The sequence below is a fragment of the Flavimaricola marinus genome (assembly GCF_900184895.1).
Lineage (GTDB): Bacteria > Pseudomonadota > Alphaproteobacteria > Rhodobacterales > Rhodobacteraceae > Flavimaricola > Flavimaricola marinus.
Genome location: NZ_FXZK01000001.1, coordinates 929,355 through 949,701, shown reverse-complemented (window position 1 = coordinate 949,701; position 20,347 = coordinate 929,355). Strand labels below are relative to the sequence as shown.

Sequence of the window (20,347 nt, the reverse complement as noted above, 5' to 3'; positions counted from 1 at the left end):
ATGTCTGATCGCGACCTGTCGACATCCAAGGGCATCCTGTCCTACTTCACCCGCCACAAGACCCTCGCCAATCTGGTGCTCGTCCTGATGCTGACCGCCGGCCTGCTGGCCGGTCCGAACATGCGTGCGCAGTTCTTTCCCGACGTGGTCGTCGACTCTCTTTCGGTCTCGTACTCGTGGGACGGCGCCGGGGCCGAGGACGTGGACGCCGCCATCGTGCAGGTCCTTGAGCCGGTCTTGCTGGGTGTCGACGGTGTCACCGGCACCACCGCCACATCTCGCGAGGGCTCGGCCAGCATCCGCCTCGAATTCGAGCCCGGATACGATATCGAGCAGGCCGAGAAGGACATCGAGGACGCTCTCGACGCAATTACCAGCCTGCCCGAGGATGCCGAGAAGAACACGGTGCGCCGGGGCAGTTGGTCGGACCGCGTCACCGACGTGGTCATCACCGGCCCCGTCGGCGTCAACCAGTTGGGTCGCTTTGCCGACGAGTTGGCCGCCCGCCTGTTTGCCGCTGGCGTGACCCGCGCGGATATTCAGGGCGTCGCCGCCCCCAGCACGATCATCGAAGTCCCTAGCCTGTCCCTGATCCGCTATGACATCGGCCTGTCCGATATCTCGACCGCGATTGCCCGCGAGGTGAACGCCGATCCCGCCGGTGACGCAGGCATCGCCCGCGTTCGCACCGGCGTGGAAAAGCGCAGCGCAGAAGAGATCGCAGCCATCGTCCTGCGCCGCAATGCCGATGGATCGACCCTGACCATCGGCGATGTCTCGACCGTCCGCGTCGAGGGGATCGACCGCGACCGCGCCTATTTCGTCGGCCTCGATCCGGCCGTGCAGATCCGCGTCAACCGCAATGCCGACGGCGATGCCATCGAGTTGGAGCAGAAGACCGTCGAGGTCGTGGCCGAGATGCAGGCGACGATGCCTGCCGGCGTGACCATCGAGTTGGTCAATTCCAACGCCGATGCGATTTCGGGCCGGTTGGACATCCTCCTCGACAACGGGATCATGGGTCTGGCCCTCGTCGTCGGTCTGTTGTTCCTGTTTCTCAACGCCCGCACCGCGTTCTGGGTGGCCGCCGGTATTCCTGTCGCCATGCTCGCCGGTGTCGCGGTGATGTATGCCTTTGGCCTGACGCTCAACATGATCTCGCTGTTTGCGCTGATCCTGACCCTTGGCATCGTGGTGGACGACGCCATTGTCGTCGGCGAGCACGCGGATTTCCGCGCCCGAAGGCTGGGCGAAACCCCGGTGCAGGCCGCCGAGAACGCCGCCCGCCGCATGTTCATGCCGGTCTTTTCGGCGACGCTGACGACCGTCATTGCCTTCTTTGGTCTGGTGGCCGTGGGTGGCCGGTTCGGCGATCTGATCTCGGATATTCCGTTCACGGTGATCGCGATTCTCATCGCCAGCCTGATCGAGTGCTTCCTGATCCTGCCCAACCACCTGAGCCATGCCCTTGCCCATAACGCCCGTGAGAAGTGGTACGACATTCCCAGCCGGGTGGTGAACCGGGGCTTCAACTGGGTTCGGATCAAGCTGTTCCGGCCGTTCATGGCCGGTGTCATCGTGCTGCGCTATCCTGTGGTGGCGCTGGTCATCGTGGTGCTTGCCAGCCAAGTGGCCCTGTTCGTGCGCGGCGATGTGCAGTGGCGCTTTTTCTCGGCCCCCGAGCAGGGATCCGTTACCGGCAATTTCGCCATGCTCCCCGGTGCCACCCGCGAGGACGGCGTGGCGATGATGCGTGAATTGCAGCGCGCCACCGAGGCCACCGCCGCTCAGTTTGAGGCCGATACCGGGGTGAACCCGATTGCCTATGTGATCGCCCAGATCGGCGGCAATTCGGGCCGCGCCCTGTCCGGATCCGACACCAAGGAAAGCTGGCAGCTCGGCTCGATCACCATCTCGCTGATCGATGCCGACAGCCGCCCCTATTCGTCCTTTGCCTTTGTCGGGGCCGTTCAGGAGGCCGTGGTCAATCACCCGATGGCCGAGACGGTCAGCTTCCGCTCCTGGGGGTCCGGCCCCGGTGGTGACGACATCGACGTGCAGATCTTTGGCGCTGACAGCGACACGCTGAAGGCCGCCGCCGAGGCGTTGAAGGCCGAGCTTGGCCAGATCCCGGAGATTTCCGGTGCCGAGGACAGCCTGTCCTATGACAAGGACGAGCTCATTCTGGAGTTGACCCCGCAGGGCGAGGCTCTGGGCTTTACCATCGACGATCTGGGTCGCACGCTCCGTCAGCGGTTGAACGGCATCGAGGCGGCCAGTTATCCCGATGGCGCCCGCTCGGCTACGATCCGCGTCGAGTTGCCGTCCTCGGAACTGACCGCCGATTTCCTCGACCGCACCCAGATGCGTGCCGCCAGCGGTCAGTATGTCCCGCTTGCCGATATCGTCACGGTCAGCCGGGAGAGCGGGTTCTCGACCGTTCGCCGCGAGAACGGCGTGCAGTTGATCAACGTCTCGGCCGGTCTGGACGACGACAACCCGGACCGCGCGTCGGCGATCATGAAATCCATCGCCGAGGACATTCTGCCTCGCATCGAAGAGACTTACGCCGTCGGCACCGATCTGGCGGGCCTGTCCGCCGATGAGGACGAATTCCTCAATGATGCCCTGACCGGTTTGATCCTGTGTCTGACGGGCATCTACCTGACCCTGTCGTGGATCTTCTCCAGCTGGACCCGCCCGATCGTCGTCATGGCGATCATCCCCTTCGGCCTTGTCGGCACGATCTATGGCCACAACGCATGGGGCATTCCGATGAGCCTGTTCACGGTTGTCGGCATGATCGGGATGGTGGGTATCATCATCAACGACAGTATCGTGCTGGTCACCACCATCGACGAATATGCCGAGAACCGCGGCATCGTTCCTGCGATCATCGACGGGGCGGCGGATCGTTTGCGGCCTGTGTTCCTGACCACGGCCACGACGGTCCTCGGCCTTGCGCCGTTGCTCTACGAGACGTCGAACCAGGCCCAGTTCCTGAAGCCGACAGTGATCACGCTGGTCTACGGCCTCGGCTTTGGCATGGTGCTGGTGCTGATGGTCGTGCCCGCCCTGATGGCGATGCAGGACGACTGGGCGCGCCAGATTGCCGCCGCCAAGCGCGGGTTCCGCTCTGCCGGAGCGGCGCGCGGCGTGGCTGTGGCCGCCGGCTTGTGGTCGATCGGCCTGTTTGCGCTGCTGGTCCTGCCGGTGCTGCTGACCGGGACGGGATGGCCTCCCATCATGGCTGTCCTGCCGCAGGTGGGCGCGGGCATTGGCCCGGCCCTCGCCGCCTATGCGGCGGTGATGGCGGTGGGATTGATCGTGATCTACTTTGTCACCGCAATCGCCGCAGGACGCGGGGCAAAGCGCCGGGCGTCTGCCGCCTGATCCGGCCCCTAGCCGGTGCAGCCGCGCAGGTCGACCGCCCGGTCGCTGCCCAGCACGGTGATCCGCACCCCGGACCGGTCGAGCGCGAAGCCGCCGCCGTTGCTGTGCACCATGTCGGCCTGCGCGGTCAGTGTCCGCCCCTGCCGCGTGACATCGGTTTCCGAGACCCAGACCTGGGGATCGCTGGTTTCGATCACCACGACCTCTCGGCTGCCGGTGCTGCCGAGCGGGATCGAGGCGGTGATCGTCAGCCCGTTGGCCGTGGGTTGCAGGGCGCAGGTGACCGGTCCTGCTCCGGCCTCTGCTGCTGTCATCGGCCTGTCGACGAGGGCCGAGATGATCGCCGGATGCCGACCGCCGCCCGGTGGCAGCGCCATATCGAAGCTGAGCCGCATCGGCACGCAGACCTCTTCGCAGACCCCGATGTCCAGCTCGCCCGCCGCCCGTGCCGGCTGCCCCGGCGTGCCGGGTTGCAGTTCGACGGGGATCACGACCTGCCCGGAGTAGCCGATCGCCTGCATACCGGAGAGGCTGAACACCTCCGGCACCGGCCAATGAAATTGCGCCGCCGAAATGTTTTCCGACCCCCGCCAGACCACCTGCGGCGGGATCCCGCTGTCACCGGGGGCCCGCCAGTAGGTCTTCCACCCGTCGGCAAGGGTCAGCCGCAGCCCGACCATCCGTGTGCCCTGCGCCGTGTCCCAACCGGGCAGCACGTCGAGCGTGACGATGTCGTCAAGGGTCTGTGCGCCGGTGGGCGCGGCGAGCAGGCAGGCCGCGAGGGCGAGGGGGGCGAGTTGTTTCATGCCATTGATGTGGGCGGAGTCGCTTGAAATGGGAAGTCACGACTGTGCGAGACGGCGCTGTCGTGCTGTTTCGGTCATAGCCGCCGCGCCTGCCGCGGATCGGCGGTTCATCGTTCTGTGATCCCCGTGCGCCTGCCGCCCCCTTGCACGTTTGCCCCCGGTATCACATCTTTGGGGCATGACCTTAGACCTCAGTGGCCAGTTCCTGATCGCGATGCCCGGTATGGGCGATCCCCGCTTTGCCCAAAGCGTTGTCTATATGTGCGCCCATTCCGACGAAGGCGCGATGGGTCTGATCGTCAACAAGCCGACCCCGGAGATCCATTTCAGCGATCTGTTGACCCAACTCGGCATCGATTCGGAGCCGGGCATGCGTGACATCCGTGTGCATTTTGGTGGTCCGGTCGAGCAGAGCCGTGGCTTTGTCCTGCACTCGAGCGATTATCTGGACGGCCCGACCACTTTGCAGGTGGCCGACGACATGGCGATGACCGCCTCGCTCGACGTGCTCGAAGAGCTTGCCGCCGGTCGCGGCCCGTCGTCGTCCCTGATGGCGCTGGGCTATTCCGGGTGGGGACCGGGCCAGTTGGAGGACGAGATTGCCGCCAACGGTTGGCTGACCGCCGCCTCCCGCGCCGACATCGTGTTTGGCCGCGCCAGCGAGCACAAGTGGTCGGCGGCGCTGAAGTCCATCGGGATTGATCCGATGACCTTGTCGGCGGATGCCGGGCGCGCCTGATCCGGCCCTCTCCCCTCAGATCTCGCCGCAGAGGTGGACGCTGATCCCCAGTCGTGCGGCGACGGCGGCCTTGGTCAAGGCCGCTTGCCGTGCCCCTTCGGCATCGTTTCCGTAGGCGACCTGCACGTGGTTGGCCTTGTGCCGCCCCATCATCTGATCGCGGCTGATCCCGCGCAGTCGCGCGTGCATGATCGGCCATTGCGGGGTGGTGTCGGTGAGCCGCCGCAGCGTCTCGCTCTCGGGCAGGGCGACCACGTCGGCCAGTCCGATATCCATGTGCAGCGCACCGCCTTCGACAAAGATCCGCGACCAGACGATGTTGCCCGGTTTGGCGATCCCCTGCACGGTGCCGCCGCCAAGCCGGAAATACATTGGCGGTTGCCGGTGGCTTTGCGTCCCGGCCCAGCCGCCCACGTGATGCGCGGGCGGGGCGGCGCCCGAGATCTCGAACACCCAGATGAAGCCCTCTTCGGTGCCTGACCGGTCGATGTCGCCCCAGCGCAGATCGTGCAGCGTCGTCTCCGCCGGCTGCCCCAAAGCCCGGTGCACCCGCGCGGTGATCAGACCGTCGAGCCCGGCGCATTCGTCGACTTCGTTGAAGTGCACGATGGCCTCGCCCGGCCGGATCGCCGCGCCGGACCGGTCTGGCGCGGGCGGCCTGTCGTCGTTGTTGAGCATCCCCTCGGCCAGATCGGAGGCGGGCAGCAGGTCCTTGAGCCCTTGCTGATACTGGATACCGATGGCCTCGCAGCCGAAATCGTCGGCCAGCCGTGCGGCGGCGATGTAGGTTCGGCTTTGGTCGAGCACTTGCCCGCGTGTCAGATCGGTTTGGGGGGTGTCTCCGAAATGGAAGGTCATCCCCTTGGCTTCGAGCCAGCCGAGCACGGCCTCTGCCTCGTCGTCGCTGACTTGCGTCGCCTCGTAGTAGAGCGCCGATTGCGAGAGCCGTTCCTTGAACACGCCGAGCGGGGCGAGCAGTTCGTCAGGGATGATCGCGTTATACATCCCCATGCAGCCTTCGTCGAAGACCCCCATGATCACCCCGGCGTCACGGATCGCGTCGGCGATGCCGTAGCCTTTCTCTACCAGCTTCTCCGGCAGGGTGCCCGGATCGAACGGCGTCACGTGGCTTGCGTCGTGGTGGACGCTGCCTGTGGCGAGCCAGTTGTCGAGGCCGCTCTGGAACATCTCGTCTTCGAAATCCTCGCTCCAGAGCGTGCTGTAGTAGACACCCGCCTTGGTCAGAGAGCCGTTGAGGTTGAGCATCCCGACCAGCCCCGGCCATTGACCGGACCAGTTGGCCACAGTGAGGATCGGCCCCTTGTGCTGCATCAGCCCGGGCAGGATGTGGTGGCTGTATTGCCAGACCGCCTCGGCCACGATGATCGGCGCGTGCCTGTCGATCCCGGCGAAGGCGTCGAGCCCCTCTCGTTGCGAGGCCAGAAACCCGTGCCCCTGATCGGGTTTGAACGGGTGCGCGCGGGTGAGGGTGTGCCCCTTGGCGGCGAGGCTGGCGGTGAGCTTGGCCTCGACCGCCTGTTGCGCGGGCCAGCAGACCTGATTGGCGGATTGCCTCAGATCGCCGCTGGCGAATAGCAGGATATCGGTCATGGCGTGATCCCTCCCCGGTTGCGTCACGCTAACATGTTAGCATGACAGTTGCGGGTCGGGAACCAATTCCTGACCTAGTCGGAGGCGAGCAGCGCCTCGAATACGGCATAGGCCTCGGGCGCGGACCAGTCGGCCTCGCCTTGCAACCGGGCGAACTCTTGCCCGTCGGGCGTCAGAATCACGGTGACCGGCAGACCGAGCACCCCGAAGTCGCGGGCTAGCGCCTGCCGGGGATCGGTGTGCAGCGGCAGGTTATCGACGCCGATTTCATCGAGAAAGGCCTGCATCGCCTGCGGCTGATTGCGTCCGGTGGCGATGGTGACGACCTCGAAATCGTCGCCGCCGAAGTCGGTCTGGAGCTGCGACAGATGCGGCATCTCTACCCGGCAGGGCGCGCACCAGGTGGCCCAGAAGTTGAGCACCACCCATTTGCCTTCGTAGTCGGCCATCGTCATCGTGCTGCCGTCTTCGCCGGTGAACTCGACGTCGGATCCCCGCGCCAGTTCGCTGTGCACGATCAGTTTGCGCATGTCGCCTGTGCGCAGCCCGTCCAGATCCTGCGCAACCGCGGGATTTGCAAGGCCGGCCAGCGCCGTATAAAGAGCCGCAAAGACGATGTTCCGCATGAACCCTCCGGAGAGATTATGACCAAGACCTCGAATGCGATGTGGGGTGGCCGTTTCGCCGCCGGACCCGATGCGATCATGGAGGCGATCAATGCCTCGATCGGGTTTGACAAACGCCTGGCCGCGCAGGACATCGCAGGGTCGAGAGCCCATGCCGCCATGCTGGCTGCCACGGGCATCATCAGTCCTAGCGATGCCGAGGCCATTCGGGAAGGCCTGCTCACGGTGTTGTCAGAGATCGAGGGCGGCGATTTCCCGTTCTCGACGGCGTTGGAAGACATCCACATGAATGTGGAGGCTCGCCTGAAGGAGATCATTGGAGAGCCTGCGGGCCGCCTGCACACCGCCCGGTCCCGCAATGACCAGGTGGCTGTCGACTTCCGCCTTTGGGTCCGCGATCAGTGCGACGCGGCCGACAGCGCCCTGGCCGCCTTGATGGAAGCCCTGCTGGGGCAGGCGGAGGCTGGGGCGGATTGGGTGATGCCGGGCTTTACGCATTTACAGGTGGCCCAACCGGTGACGTGGGGCCATCATATGCTCGCCTATGTCGAGATGTTTGCCCGCGACCGCGCCCGCTTTGCCGATGCCCGCAAACGGATGAACCTGTCGCCTCTGGGCGCCGCTGCCTTGGCCGGAACGTCGTTTCCGATCGACCGCGAGATGACTGCGGAGGCGCTGGGCTTTGACGGGCCGATGTCCAACTCACTCGACGCCGTGGCCGACCGCGATTTTGCACTGGAGTTCATGGCCGCCTCGTCGATCTGTGCCATGCACCTGAGCCGTCTGGCCGAAGAATTGGTGATCTGGTCCTCCGCCCAGTTCCGCTTTGTGAAGATGTCGGATCGCTGGTCCACCGGATCGAGCATCATGCCGCAAAAGCGCAACCCGGATGCGGCCGAGTTGATCCGCGCCAAGATCGGTCGGATTTTCGGTGCCAACGTTGCCTTGATGACCGTGATGAAGGGCCTGCCCCTGACCTATTCCAAGGACATGCAGGAAGACAAGGAGCAGGTCTTCGACGCCGCCGACAACCTGATGCTGGCCCTGGCCGCGATGTCCGGCATGGTCGCCGACATGGAGGCGCAGGTGGACAATCTGCGCGTTGCCGCGGCCACGGGGTTTTCGACCGCCACCGATCTGGCCGATTGGCTGGTCCGCACGCTGGGCCTGCCGTTCCGCGATGCCCACCATGTGACGGGATCGCTCGTCGCGATGGCCGAGGGAAAGGGCTGCGACCTGCCGGAACTGAGCTTGGCCGATATGCAGTCGGTCCATGCCGATATCACCGATGCCGTCTTCGAGGTCTTGGGGGTGGACAATTCCGTCGCCAGCCGCACCTCTTATGGCGGCACCGCACCCAGTCAGGTGCGGCTGCAGATCGCCCGTTGGAAAGAGGTCTTGGGATGAGAGTTCTGTTCGTCTTGATCGTGCTGGCTGGTTGTGGCGCCGATGGCCCGCCGTTCGTGCCGACGCCGGCTGTGGAGCCCCTTTGAGATGCCGCCGCTGCGTCTGATCTATCTGGGCCTCGCCATCTGGGGCGCGATCCACCCGATGTACTATTTCGTCAGCTACATGCAGACGGAAGGCACCGGATTGGGCGGTCTGATCGACGCGTGGTATGTCAACGCCTCGACCCACGGCCTTGTCTGGGATTTGACGATTGCGGCGATCACCCTGACGGTGTGGATCGTGGCCGAGGTGTCGGTGCGCCGCAACTGGACCGCCCTTATCGCCATTCCGGCGACGTTTTGCATCGGGGTGAGCTGTGGCTTGCCCTTGTATCTTTTTCTGCGGTCGCGTCCGGTGGTGGGCTGAGGCCCCTCCGGGGGCCGTATTTGGGGCCAAAAGAAGCCATGAGTTTGCGCGCCGGACCCGGCGCTTCGGGAGAGTTTGGTGGATCATTTTCTGTACCGTGACGGCCAGCTGATGGCCGAAGACGTGCCGCTGGCCGAGATTGCCGCCAGCGTGGGCACGCCTGTCTATGTGTATTCTGCGGCGACGTTGTTGCGCCATTACCGGCTGTTTGACGAGGCGCTGCAAGGCATGCCTCATCTGGTGTGCTTTGCGATGAAGTCGCTGAGCAATATCGCCGTGCTCAAGCTTTTGGGCGATGCCGGGGCCGGCATGGATGTGGTGTCGGGCGGCGAGTATCTTCGTGCCAAGGCGGCCGGCGTGCCGGGCGACCGCATCGTGTTTTCCGGTGTCGGCAAGACCCGCGAGGAGATGCGCCTTGCCCTTGAGGGTGGCATCCGCCAGTTCAACGTGGAGAGCGAGCCCGAGATGCGCGCGCTGTCCGAGGTGGCCTCGGGGCTGGGTGTCGAGGCGCCGATCACCGTGCGCGTCAATCCCGATGTGGACGCCAAGACCCATGCCAAGATCGCGACGGGCAAGAAGGAAAACAAGTTCGGCATTCCGATCAGCCGCGCCCGCGAGGTCTATGCAATGGCCGCAGGTCTGCCCGGCCTGAAGGTCATCGGAATCGACGTTCATATCGGCAGCCAGTTGACCGAGCTTGCCCCGTTCGAGGCCGCCTATCTGAAGGTGGCGGAGCTGACCCGCGCCTTGCGGGCCGATGGTCACGAGATCACCCGCCTCGATCTGGGGGGCGGATTGGGCATTCCTTACGACCGCGGCAACAACGCGCCGCCGCTGCCGGTCGAATACGGTGAGGTCATTCGCCGCACGGTCGGCGATCTGGGCTGCGAGATCGAGATCGAGCCGGGGCGCCTGATCTCGGGCAACTCCGGGGTTCTGGTGTCTCAGGTCATCTATGTGAAATCCGGTGAGGATCGTGAGTTCCTGATCCTCGATGCGGCGATGAACGATCTGATCCGCCCGGCCATGTATGAGGCCCACCACGATATAGTGCCGGTTGTCGAGGCAGAACCAGGCCTTGAGCAGGCCGTCTATGATATCGTCGGCCCGATTTGCGAGAGCGGCGATACCTTTGCCAAGGCCCGCAGCATGGCGCCGCTGGCCAGTGGCGATCTGGTCGCGTTCCGCTCTGCCGGGGCTTACGGCGCGGTGATGTCGAGCGAGTACAACTCTCGCCTGATGGTGCCCGAGGTTCTTGTCTCGGGCGATCAATTCGCGGTTATCCGCTCTCGTCCCACCTATGAAGAGATGATTTCGCGCGATAGCATTCCCTCGTGGCTTTGATACCCTACATTCAAAGCTGAGCTGTAGGAGAGACACGATCGCCGAGAAGCCGCCTCTGATGCCGAGGCCCACCGGGCCGGAGCCGCTGCCCCATCTGAACTGGCCGGTTCGCCTGACCCGTGCCGGTATGCTGGCCGAGGCCGTGGTGCGCGCGTTCTGGCCGTTGTGGATCGTGATCGCGCTGATCCTTGTGCCGCTGCTGATGGGGTGGCTGCGCCTGCTGACGGAGCAGGGCCTTTGGGCCTTTGTCGCCGTGGCGGGGCTGGCGTTTCTGGCCGCGTTTGGTTGGGGCTTGCGCAAGATGGTCTGGCCCAGCCGTGCCGATGCTCTGGCCCGTCTGGATGCCACGTTGCCCGGCCGTCCGATTGCCGCCTTGGCCGACAGTCAGGCGATCGGCGCCGGTGATCTTGCTTCGGAGGCCGTTTGGCGCGCCCATCTGGCCCGCATGGCCGAGCGCACCCGCGAGGCCCGCGCTGTGCAGCCCGATCTGCGCATTTCCGACCGCGATCCTTACGGTCTGCGCTTTATCGCGGCCCTGTTTCTGGCGGTGGCGGTGCTGTTTGGCGGGGCGTTTCGCGCCATCCCCGGGATCGAGACCACCGCCGACGGACAGGTTCTGGCCACTGGTCCGGTTTGGGAGGGTTGGGTCGAGCCGCCTGCCTATACCGGCCGCCCGTCCCTTTACCTTGCCGATATTCCGCCCGGTCTGTTGATCGTGCCGCAGGGCAGCCGCGTGACCCTGCGCCTTTATGGTGAGCCGGGGGCGCTGACCGTCACGGAATCGATCACCGATGCGCCGATTGCGCCGGACCCGGAAGCGGAGCCGCAGTCCCAGCGGATGCTCGAGGTCGCCCAGAACGGCAACCTGACCATCGACGGCCCCGGCGGCGCGGCGTGGGATGTTCGCATCATCGCCGATGTGCCGCCCGAAGTGTCGATCACCGCGCCGGTCGAGGCCAGCGCGATGGGGGAGATGTCGCTCCCCTTTGCCGCACAGGACGATTACGCGGTGATGGCAGGGCAGGCGGTCATCGCCCTTGATCTGGCAGCGGTCGAGCGCGCCCATGGTCTGACCGTCGATCCCGACCCTCGCGATCCGGTGATCGTCGATCTGCCGATGCCGTTTTCCGGCGATCGCGGCGAGTTTCAAGAGACCCTGATCGACGATTTCAGCCAGCATCCCTTTGCCAATATGCCGGTGACTGTCACCATGAGCGTCACCGATGCCGCCGGCCAAGAGGGCATCGGCATTCCCGAGGGCATGATCCTGCCCGGTCGCCGCTTTTTCCAGCCGGTCGCCCGTGCGGTGATCGAGCAGCGCCGCGATCTGCTGTGGTCGGCCTCCAATGCTCGCCGCGTCGTGCAGGTCTTGCGGGCGGTGTCCTACAAGCCCGAGGATCTGTTCACCTCTGAGACGACCTATCTGCGCCTCAATGTCACTTTGCGTCGCCTTGATGCGCTGTCCCGCGCGGAGGCGCTGACCGCTGAAGAGGTCGACGAGATCGCGCTGGCGCTTTGGGATCTGGCGATCCAGTTGGAGGACGGCACCTTGGCCGACGCCCGCGAGCGTTTGCAGCGTGCTCAGGAGCGTCTGGCCGAGGCGATGCGCAACGGTGCCTCGGACGAGGAAATCGCGGAGCTGATGAACGAGCTTCGCGAGGCGATGAATGATTACATGAACATGCTCGCCCAGAATGCCGAGCCCCGCGACGGCACCGACGAGCCCCAGACCGGCGAGAATTCGACGACCATCACCCAAGATGAATTGCAGGCCCTGATGGACCGCATTCAGGAGTTGATGGAAGAGGGTCGCATGGCCGAAGCCGCCGAGCTGATGGAGCAGTTGAACCAGCTGATGGAGAACCTGCAGGTCACGCAGGGCGAGGGCGGCGAGGGCGGTCCTCAGACCCCCGGTCAGCAGAGCATGCAGGACATGGCCGAAGCCCTTCGCGATCAGCAACAGCTGTCGGACGAGGCGTTCCGCGAGCTGCAGGAGCAGTTCAACGGTCAGCAGCCCGGCCAGCAACAGGGCCAGCAGGGTCAGGAGCCCGGCCAGCAGCAGGGGCAGCAGGGCCAACAGCCCGGCCAGCAACCCGGCAGCCAGCAGGGTCAGGGCCAGAGCCCCGGTGAGCCGTCCGGACAGGGCCAGCAGAACGATCAGGGCCCCGGCGGCGATGGCGGCGGCGATCAGCAGAACATGGGAAGCCTGTCCGAACGCCAGGAGGCGTTGCGCCGCGAGGTCGAGCGTCAGCGCGGCAACCTGCCCGCTCTCAGCGGTGAGGAGGCCGAGGCCGCTCGTCGCGCACTCGATCAGGCCGAGGGTGCGATGGAGGAGGCCGAGGACGCCCTGCGCGAAGGCGATATGGCCGAGGCCATCGATCGTCAGGCCGAGGCGATGAACGCCCTGCGCGAAGGTATGCGCAATCTGGGCGAGGCTCTGGCGCAGAACGAGAACCAGGAGCCGGGGCAGGGCACCCAGCAGGGCGCCGCCGACGGCCGTGTCGAGCCGACCCGCCGCGACCCGTTGGGCCGCCAGTTGGGCAACAATGGCCAGTTCGGATCTGACGAGAACATGTTGCAGGGCAACGACGTCTACCGCCGGGCCGAAGAGCTGTTGGACGAAATCCGTCGCCGCTCCGCCGAGCAGGAGCGCCCGGAGCAGGAGCTGGATTACCTCAAGCGCCTGCTGGAGCGCTTCTAGCGATTAGCTGTCCGTGCCGTCCGGTGCCGGGGCGCTCTCTGGGGCGGGGGTGCTGTCGTCGGCTTCGATCCGCTCCAGCAGCCCCTGCATCTTGATGTCGAGCCAGATCCGACCGTCGTCGACGGCGGCGACATACCGATCCAGCACCGGTGCCGATTGCGGCACGGCCTCGGCGATCCTCGGCGCGTAGGTGTAGATCAGTGCCAGGGCGGCAAAGATCAGCACGACGAGGCTGAACCCGTAGCGGAAGCCGCGCCGGTTCTGCACTTCGACCTCTTCGGCCGTTGGCTCGTGCGCCTCGTCCCGGTCGGAGGCAGACCGCAGCGATGAGTTGATCTCTTCGATATCGGGCAAGAGCTCGCGCCGTGCGCCGGAGCTTGCGGTGACGGCGGCACCGATGGCCGGAGCCGCCTCGCCGCGCATCCGCGCCATCCGTCTGCGGGCTTCTTCGGCCAGTTGCTCTTCGCGATCGAGCGGAGCCTCCAGGCCCAGATCGGGCTGGCTTTCCAAGCCGCCCTGCGCCTCGTTCCGGCGGGCGGCCTCTTCGCGTGCGGCCTCTTCTTGCAGGATGCGGGCGATTTCAGGCGAGACGGTGCTCCGCGCGGTGTGCGCAGGCTCTGGTTCGGGCTCGGGCTGCGGTTCCGGCTCGGGTTTTGGTTCGGGCTCAGGCTCGGGTTCCGGCTCGGGCTCAGGCTCGGGTTCCGGCTCCGGTTCGGGTTCTGGCTCCGGTTCGGGTTCGGGCGCGGGTTCTGGCTCGGGTTCCGGCTCTTCTTCCGGCTCGGGTTTCTGAAAGACCGGCGCCGTAGGCGCTTCATAGGGTTCACCGGCCTCGGCGGCCTCTGAGGCGCCGGGCTCTTCAAACCATGTGTGGCCACAATTGGAACATTGCACGTCCCGGCCACTATCCGGGATCACGTCGTCCCCGATTTCGTATTGCGCACCGCAATTCGGACAAATGAGCCGCATATTGGCTAACTGAGCCCCCGATAGTCTTCCCACACGCCGGCAGCCTATCAACGAAGATCGGCCGCGCCAAGGTTTTGCGGCCGATCTTGCGCCTATGATTGAAACTTGTGGCAGATTTGGGCAGAAGGGGGCAAAGCAAGCAAAGGGGCACCCGTGATCGAGCTGCGCAATGTGGCCTACTCCTATGGCGGGGCAGAGCTGTTTTCAGACTTGTCTCTGTCTCTTACCCCCGGATCATTCCATTTCCTGACCGGCCCGTCCGGGGCGGGCAAGACGACTTTGCTCAAGCTCTGCTATGGCGAACTGACAGCGACGTCGGGCGACGTGCTGCTGTTTGGCGAGGACAAGCGTCAGATGACCCGTGACGGCGTGGCCATGGCCCGCCGCCGCATCGGGGTCGTCCATCAGGATTGTCAGTTCCTCGACCATTTGCCGGTGGCCGAGAATATCGCCCTGCCGATGACCGCCGCGGGCCGGCAATCGGAGGTGGGCGACGATTTGAACGATCTGATGGCTTGGGTCGGTCTGACCAATCAGGCCGCTCAATTGCCCCCCCAGCTCTCTGGTGGCGAACGTCAGCGGGCCGCGCTGGCCCGTGCAGTGATCACCTCGCCGGATGTGATCATCGCCGACGAGCCGACGGGCAACGTGGATTGGGAGATGTCGCAACGCTTGCTGACCCTGCTTGTCGAGTTGAACAAGATGGGCAAGGCGGTCCTCATCGCGACCCATGACCTGAACCTGATCCGCGCCGCCAAGGCGCAGGTTCAGGCCCGTGTCCTGCGCCTTCGCAATCGCAAGCTGCAAGCGGCGGGGGCGGATCTATGATCGGGGCGTTGCGTCGTGGCCTGTCCTTGCTGGCGGGCGACAGTCAGGCGGACCGCGCCGTTCCGCCCACGGGCTTTACCGCCAATCTGACGGTCTTTACCGCCGGTGCGATGGCGTTTCTGGCGGTCTTTGCCCTTGCCTTGAGCCTTGCGGCGGGCCGGTTGGCCGACCGATGGGGCGAAGAGCTTGCCCGCACCTCGACCCTGCGCATCTCGGCTCCGGCCGAGCAGATGGCCGCCCAGACCGCCGCCGCCATCCGCCTGTTGGAGACGACCCCCGGCGTCGCCGCGGCCCGCGCCCTGACGGCCGACGAGCAGCGTGACCTGCTGGAGCCGTGGTTCGGCCCAGGATTGCCGATCGAGAGCCTGCCGGTGCCGCAACTGATCGAGATCATCGAGGTCGACGACGGATTCGACCCGACCGGCCTGCGCGCCCGGTTGCAGGCCGAGGTTCCCGGCGCGGTGCTTGACGATCACACCCGCTGGCGCGAGCCCTTGATCGAAGCCGCGGGCCGCCTGCGGTTTCTGGGCGGTGTCTGTATCGTTCTGATCGCCCTCGCGACGGCCGCGATGATCTCTTTGGCGGCGCAGGCGGCCCTCTCGGCCAATGCCCAGGTGATCCGCGTGCTGCGCCTTGTCGGCGCCCGCGACGCCTATATCGCGCGCGCATTTGTCCGCCGCTTTACCTTGCGTGCCCTAACCGGGGCCGCAGTCGGCACGGTGGCGGGGATGGTCGCCATCCTGTTGCTGCCCCGCGCCGATGTGGCTGGCGGTTTCCTGACCGGGCTCGGGTTTCAGGGTTGGGCTTGGCTGCTGCCGTTCGTCATTCCGCCGTTGGCCGCCGTGGTGGCATTTGCCGCGACCCGGTCTGCCGCTTTGCGCTGCCTGAAGGAGCAATCATGAGAGACGCCATTCAATGGGTCCGCTCGATCATCTTCAACGCCCAGATGTATGTCATGCTGCCGGTTATTGGGATCGTCTACCTGCCTTGGGCGCTGTTCTCGCGGCGCGGTGCGAACGCGGCCTGTCACGCCTATTGCCGGTGGGTTTGTAAATCCGCCGAGCTGATTGTCGGCCTGCGGTGCGAAGTGCGCGGCGAGGTTCCGACTGACGAGGTGATGGTGGCCGGCAAGCATCAGTCATTTCTGGATGTGCTGATGATTTTCGGGGCGCTTCCGCGCGGCAAGTTCATTATGAAGCGTATTCTGATGTATTCGCCCGTTGTTGGCCAATATGCCCGCATGATCGGCTGTATCCCAGTGGACCGGGGCAAGCGTGGGGCCGCGATCCGCAAGATGGTCGCAGATGTGAATACCGGCAAGGCGGTGCCCGGACAGTTGATCATCTACCCGCAAGGCACCCGCATCGCACCGGGCGTGAAGGCACCCTACAAGACCGGGACCGGCGCTCTTTACAAGGAGGTCGGGCAGGATTGCGTTCCGGTCGCCTGCAACGTCGGCGTGTTCTGGCCAAAGCGCGGCGTGACCCGCAAGCCCGGCGTCGCGGTGGTGGAATTCCTGCCCCGGATCAAGTCCGGCTTGACTGGCCCCGAGTTCATGGCAAAGCTCGAAGAGGTGATCGAGACCCGCTCTGACGCCCTGATGGCCGAAGCCGGTTTCGTGCCGAAGCCGCCCGTGGCCCAATCCTGACCCGTCGCTCTTAAAGGGAGTTTGTTCACTATGGAGACCATCACCGATATCGCCGCCCTCGAGGCGCTCTATGGCACTCCGTCGGAGCCGGCGATGATCAAGGTCGCCCGCAAGTTGACCCCGCTATATCGCGATTGGATCACCGCCTCGCGCTTTGTGGTGTTGACCACCGTTGGCCCCGAAGGCACCGACGGCAGCCCGCGCGGCGACGATGGCCCTGTCGTCACGGTAGAGGACCCGCAGACCTTGCTGATGCCCGACTGGCGCGGCAACAACCGGATGGACAGCCTGCGCAACATCGTCCGCGACGGCCGCGTCAGCCTGATGTTCATGGTGCCCGGATCGACGACCGTGGTCCGGGTCAACGGCACGGCCGAGCTGACCGCCGATCCCGCCCTCTGCGCCCGCTTTGACCGTGCCGGCACCCAGCCGCGCACCGTCATCGTGATCCGTATTTCGGAGGTTTACACCCAATGCGCCCGCGCCATCCTGCGCGCCGGCCTCTGGACCTCGGGCGACGAGAGCGCCGGCCTGCCCAGCCCCGGTGCCATTCTGGCCGAGATCAAGGCCGGGTTCGACGGCGAGACATACGATGCCGAATGGTCGGGCCGTGCGAAAGCCACGATGTGGTAGAGCCACCTGCCGCCCCTCCGGAGGTCGCGGCAGCCTACGCGGCCTTCGACGACGCTCCGCGGGATCGGTTGTTGGCGCTACGTGCCCGGATATTCGCGGCCGCCGCCGCTGATCCGGTGATCGGCCCGCTGACCGAGGCCCTGCGCTGGGGCGAGCCTGCCTATCTGACCGAAGCGACCAAATCCGGCACGACGATCCGCCTTGGCGTGCCGCGCTCCGCGCCCGAGACCGCGGCGCTCTATGTCAATTGCCGCACCAGCATTATCGAGGGCCTGCGCGCCCAGTTTCCGGATTGTGACGCGTTTGACGGCAATCGGGCGATCCTGCTGCGCCCCGGCGCGGCGCAGATCGACGATGTTCTGCATGCGGCGATTGCACGGGCCTTGCGTTACCACAAGCCGGCCTGACGCGGATCCATCAGGACAGCGGGCAGTCCTGCACGTCCAGCCGCACACCGATGGTGCTGTCCTGATCGTGCCCCAGCCCCGAGACGTTGACCCGGACCGCTTGCGGCGTCACCTCCACGGCGTCTTTGCCGATGGGCAGAGTCGTCGCCTTGATGTCGAGAATCGCGCTTTCAAACAGCACGCAATCCGTTTCGAAGGTCAGGATATAGCCGTTGAACGCGGCCTCGTAGAAGGTGCCCGGCGGGATGTTCTTGAAGCTGATGTCGATCCGGTCGTCACCGATGTCGATCAGCACCGGCACCACGTAGAGATCGCCGTTGGTTTCCGGGGCCAGCCCGAATTCAGGCCCCGGCCCGACGACCGCTCGGTAGGCGCTGCTTTGCAGAAACGGTGCTGCCGGGTCGTCCCAAGTCTCGACCGAGAACACCACGCTGCGCCCCATCAGCCCTTGTTCTGCCGCCGCAGCCCCGGCCCAGAGCAGGCCGGACAGGGCGACACATAGCGCCGCCCGCATCATCAGGCGGCGAGACCTTTGGAGCCGATGCCAAGATACTTCTTGCGCCGATTGTTGCGCAGGTCCAGCCCGTCGGTGCCGGCGAGGTCAGCGAGCGCCTTGCGGATCGCCTTGCCCACCGCGTCGATGGCCGCCGGGGCATCGCGGTGCGCGCCGCCGAGCGGCTCTTTAACGATGGTGTCGCAGACGCCCAGTTCCTTGAGGTTTTGCGCGGTCAGACGCAGAGCTTCGGCCGCTTCGCGCATCTTCTCGGCGTTCTTCCACAGGATCGAGGCGCAGCCTTCGGGCGAGATCACGGAGTAGATCGAATGCTCCAGCATCAGAACCCGGTTCGCGGTGGCGAAGGCCACGGCCCCGCCGGATCCGCCTTCACCGATGATGACGGTGACCAGAGGCACCTTGAGCGCCAGACATTTCTCTGTCGCCCGCGCGATCGCTTCGGACTGGCCGCGCTCTTCGGCGCCCTTGCCGGGATAGGCACCGGGAGTGTCGACGATCGTCACGACCGGCACGCCGAACCGGTCCGCCAGTTCCATCAGCCGGATCGCCTTGCGATAGCCTTCGGGCCGCGCCATGCCGAAATTCCGTTCGATCCGGCTTTTGGTGTCGTTGCCCTTTTCGTGCCCGATCACCATGACCGCCTGATCGCCGAGCCGTGCCAGACCGCCCATGACCGAATGGTCATCGGCAAAGTTCCGGTCGCCCGCCAGTGGCGTGTATTCGGTGAACAGCGTCTCGATGTAGCTTTTGCAATGCGGCCTGTCGGGATGCCGGGCCACTTGGCATTTCTGCCAGGCCGACAGGTTTCCATAGAGAGATTTGAGCAGATCGCCCGCCTTCTTGTCCAGCGCGGCGGCCTCTTTCTCGATGTCCATCCCGGTGTTGGTCCGGGCCATGGCGCGAAGCTCTTCGGCCTTGCCTTCGATTTCGGCCAGCGGCTTTTCAAACTCAAGGTAGTTTTTCATCAATCTCTCCGACGGGCGGTTGCCCTAGCGATATAGGGCGAGGAACAGGGACATTGCAACTGAACAGCGTCTTGCCGGCGTCCAAAGCCGCCGGTCTGCGCCGTGCGCCGCCCGCTCAGAACGTCCGGCTCAGCAATACCGACCCCGAAAGCCCTTCGGAGATCCCGGCGGTGTCGAGGTCGAAATCCTGATAGCTGACCCCGGCCCGCAGGCTCATCCCGTTGCCGAAATCGTAGGAGCCGCCCAGATCGGCGACCACGCCCGAGACCGGGACGGAGGACAGCCGGTGATCCAGCGTGCCGAATTCGTTGATGCTGACCTGCGCCAGCCCCCAATCGACGGTAAGCTCGTCGAGCACGTGCGCCCCCGACAGCCGCAGCGAGAACCCGTCGGTGTCGATCGGCACGCCCATGACCCGCCCTTCGTATGTATAGCCCGAGGGGTAGAACCGGTTCTCATAGGCGATGTTTGGGAACGACCCTTGCCCGAGGCTGTCGATCCGGGTGTCGATCATCTCCAGCGTGAACAGCGAGGGCACCCCGCCCACGGGCATATCGAGCTCGACCCCGGCGAGGTGCATGAACTTGATCGGCAGGTTGGCGGCTTCGTCCTCGCCGGCGATCTGCCCATAGATCCGAACCGGCGCGATGGAAGGCGGCAGGTCGTAGGAGAAGCTGATCCCGGCGATCTGGTTGGCAGCATCCGGATCGGCGCCAGTCGAGTTCGTATCGCCGAAGATCATCGAGAAGATCGCCTCGAAATCTTCGGGCCGGTCACCGCCGCCCCATTGCGCGGTCCGCTCGAAGTTGATCGTCAGCCCCGGCGCGGGGTTGATCCCGACCCGCATCCCGAAGGTCTTGGCGTTTGGTGTGGCCCGGTCCTCTTCGAGTTGGCCGAAGAACGTCTCGAAATCCCACGGGCCGAGCCATTCCAGCACCGGCAGGTTGAAGGCCGTGGCGTTTTCCTTGCGGATATAGACGGTCGGATGCGGCCGTGCGTTCGACGACATGATAATCGAGCTGAACCGCGACGGCCCCCAGTTTCGGTCGATCTGACCAAAGCCGTAGACCCAGTTGCCGGCATCCAGTTGCACGTAGGACCCGTCGAGCAGCAGGTCGCTGTCTTCGTTGGTGCCGAGGCTGAGCCGGTATTGCAGGACGCCCGCCTGCCCGGTGATCCCGACGCTGGCAAAGGCCCCGGCGTCAAAGCCGAACCGCTCGTTCTGATAGAGGCTCTCGGTGGCGTATCCGGCGGAGACGTCGAAGCTGGTTTGCGCCGTGGCGACCGACCCTGCGAGGATCGTCGCGAGGCAGAGCGGCGTGGTGGCGGCAAGGTGGCGCGTGATCATGGC

The 20,347-nt window shown here is 65.4% G+C and carries 18 protein-coding genes; 11 read left to right on the top strand and 7 right to left on the bottom strand.

Features of this window, described 5'->3' with window-relative positions:
- Complete coding sequence (locus LOM8899_RS04655) at positions 1 to 3,393, top strand: efflux RND transporter permease subunit (protein ID WP_093990948.1); 3,393 nt, start codon at positions 1 to 3, stop codon at positions 3,391 to 3,393.
- An 8-nt stretch (positions 3,394 to 3,401) separates the two neighbouring features.
- On the opposite strand, the gene LOM8899_RS04650 is transcribed toward LOM8899_RS04655, so the two are convergent.
- Entirely contained in the window at positions 3,402 to 4,199 is a 798-nt protein-coding gene (locus LOM8899_RS04650; protein WP_093990947.1) for a protein-disulfide reductase DsbD domain-containing protein, read from the bottom strand.
- 178 nt (positions 4,200 to 4,377) lie between these two features.
- On the opposite strand from LOM8899_RS04650, the gene LOM8899_RS04645 reads away from it, so the two are divergent.
- Positions 4,378 to 4,938, top strand: coding sequence for a YqgE/AlgH family protein (locus LOM8899_RS04645; RefSeq protein ID WP_093990946.1), 561 nt, complete (start codon positions 4,378 to 4,380; stop codon positions 4,936 to 4,938).
- Between the two features lie 15 nt (positions 4,939 to 4,953).
- On the opposite strand, the gene LOM8899_RS04640 is transcribed toward LOM8899_RS04645, so the two are convergent.
- Both LOM8899_RS04640 and LOM8899_RS04635 read right to left on the bottom strand, forming a co-directional pair.
- Positions 4,954 to 6,549 (bottom strand): fucose isomerase, encoded by a 1,596-nt coding sequence (locus tag LOM8899_RS04640; RefSeq protein WP_093990945.1) that lies wholly within the window; start codon positions 6,547 to 6,549, stop codon positions 4,954 to 4,956.
- Positions 6,550 to 6,623: 74 nt separating this feature from the next.
- On the bottom strand, positions 6,624 to 7,175 hold the full coding sequence (locus LOM8899_RS04635; RefSeq protein ID WP_093990944.1) for a TlpA family protein disulfide reductase: 552 nt from the start codon (positions 7,173 to 7,175) through the stop codon (positions 6,624 to 6,626).
- Positions 7,176 to 7,193: 18 nt separating this feature from the next.
- Here LOM8899_RS04635 and argH point away from each other — a divergent pair, with 18 nt between their 5' ends.
- The 4 genes from argH (at position 7,194) to LOM8899_RS04615 (ending at position 13,035) form a co-directional block, all read left to right on the top strand.
- The gene (gene argH, locus LOM8899_RS04630; protein WP_093990943.1) at positions 7,194 to 8,582 is read left to right on the top strand and encodes an argininosuccinate lyase; all 1,389 of its coding nucleotides are present in this window, start codon (positions 7,194 to 7,196) and stop codon (positions 8,580 to 8,582) included.
- A gap of 87 nt (positions 8,583 to 8,669) precedes the next feature.
- Entirely contained in the window at positions 8,670 to 8,990 is a 321-nt protein-coding gene (locus LOM8899_RS04625; protein WP_093990942.1) for a DUF2834 domain-containing protein, read from the top strand.
- 78 nt (positions 8,991 to 9,068) lie between these two features.
- On the top strand, positions 9,069 to 10,334 hold the full coding sequence (gene lysA / locus LOM8899_RS04620) for a diaminopimelate decarboxylase (protein ID WP_093990941.1): 1,266 nt from the start codon (positions 9,069 to 9,071) through the stop codon (positions 10,332 to 10,334).
- 58 nt (positions 10,335 to 10,392) lie between these two features.
- Entirely contained in the window at positions 10,393 to 13,035 is a 2,643-nt protein-coding gene (locus LOM8899_RS04615) for a TIGR02302 family protein (RefSeq protein WP_245820427.1), read from the top strand.
- A gap of 3 nt (positions 13,036 to 13,038) precedes the next feature.
- Here the strand turns inward: LOM8899_RS04615 and LOM8899_RS04610 are convergent, their stop codons facing one another.
- Positions 13,039 to 14,001 (bottom strand): zinc-ribbon domain-containing protein, encoded by a 963-nt coding sequence (locus LOM8899_RS04610; RefSeq protein WP_093990939.1) that lies wholly within the window; start codon positions 13,999 to 14,001, stop codon positions 13,039 to 13,041.
- Between the two features lie 153 nt (positions 14,002 to 14,154).
- Between LOM8899_RS04610 and LOM8899_RS04605 the strand changes: the two genes are divergently transcribed.
- The 5 genes from LOM8899_RS04605 to LOM8899_RS04585 are packed head-to-tail and all read left to right on the top strand — an operon-like array spanning position 14,155 to position 17,517.
- Positions 14,155 to 14,829: a cell division ATP-binding protein FtsE gene (locus LOM8899_RS04605; RefSeq protein WP_093991417.1), complete on the top strand. Its 675-nt coding sequence runs from the start codon at positions 14,155 to 14,157 to the stop codon at positions 14,827 to 14,829.
- Positions 14,826 to 15,731 (top strand): cell division protein FtsX, encoded by a 906-nt coding sequence (locus tag LOM8899_RS04600; RefSeq protein ID WP_093990938.1) that lies wholly within the window; start codon positions 14,826 to 14,828, stop codon positions 15,729 to 15,731. Before LOM8899_RS04605 ends, LOM8899_RS04600 begins: the two co-directional genes overlap by 4 nt.
- Positions 15,728 to 16,477 (top strand): lysophospholipid acyltransferase family protein, encoded by a 750-nt coding sequence (locus tag LOM8899_RS04595; protein WP_093990937.1) that lies wholly within the window; start codon positions 15,728 to 15,730, stop codon positions 16,475 to 16,477. The genes LOM8899_RS04600 and LOM8899_RS04595 overlap by 4 nt, the downstream gene beginning before the upstream one ends.
- A 30-nt stretch (positions 16,478 to 16,507) precedes the next feature.
- Positions 16,508 to 17,110 carry a pyridoxamine 5'-phosphate oxidase family protein gene (locus LOM8899_RS04590; protein WP_093990936.1) on the top strand — a complete coding sequence of 201 codons (603 nt, stop codon included), beginning with the start codon at positions 16,508 to 16,510 and terminating at the stop codon, positions 17,108 to 17,110.
- Positions 17,104 to 17,517 (top strand): DUF1801 domain-containing protein, encoded by a 414-nt coding sequence (locus LOM8899_RS04585; RefSeq protein ID WP_168770468.1) that lies wholly within the window; start codon positions 17,104 to 17,106, stop codon positions 17,515 to 17,517. The genes LOM8899_RS04590 and LOM8899_RS04585 overlap by 7 nt, the downstream gene beginning before the upstream one ends.
- A gap of 10 nt (positions 17,518 to 17,527) precedes the next feature.
- On the opposite strand, the gene LOM8899_RS04580 is transcribed toward LOM8899_RS04585, so the two are convergent.
- From LOM8899_RS04580 to LOM8899_RS04570, 3 genes are all read right to left on the bottom strand, one after another.
- Positions 17,528 to 18,034, bottom strand: coding sequence for a hypothetical protein (locus LOM8899_RS04580; protein ID WP_093990934.1), 507 nt, complete (start codon positions 18,032 to 18,034; stop codon positions 17,528 to 17,530).
- On the bottom strand, positions 18,034 to 18,996 hold the full coding sequence (locus LOM8899_RS04575) for an acetyl-CoA carboxylase carboxyltransferase subunit alpha (protein ID WP_093990933.1): 963 nt from the start codon (positions 18,994 to 18,996) through the stop codon (positions 18,034 to 18,036). Before LOM8899_RS04575 ends, LOM8899_RS04580 begins: the two co-directional genes overlap by 1 nt.
- A gap of 115 nt (positions 18,997 to 19,111) precedes the next feature.
- On the bottom strand, positions 19,112 to 20,344 hold the full coding sequence (locus LOM8899_RS04570; RefSeq protein WP_168770467.1) for a capsule assembly Wzi family protein: 1,233 nt from the start codon (positions 20,342 to 20,344) through the stop codon (positions 19,112 to 19,114).
- Positions 20,345 to 20,347: the final 3 nt, after the last annotated feature.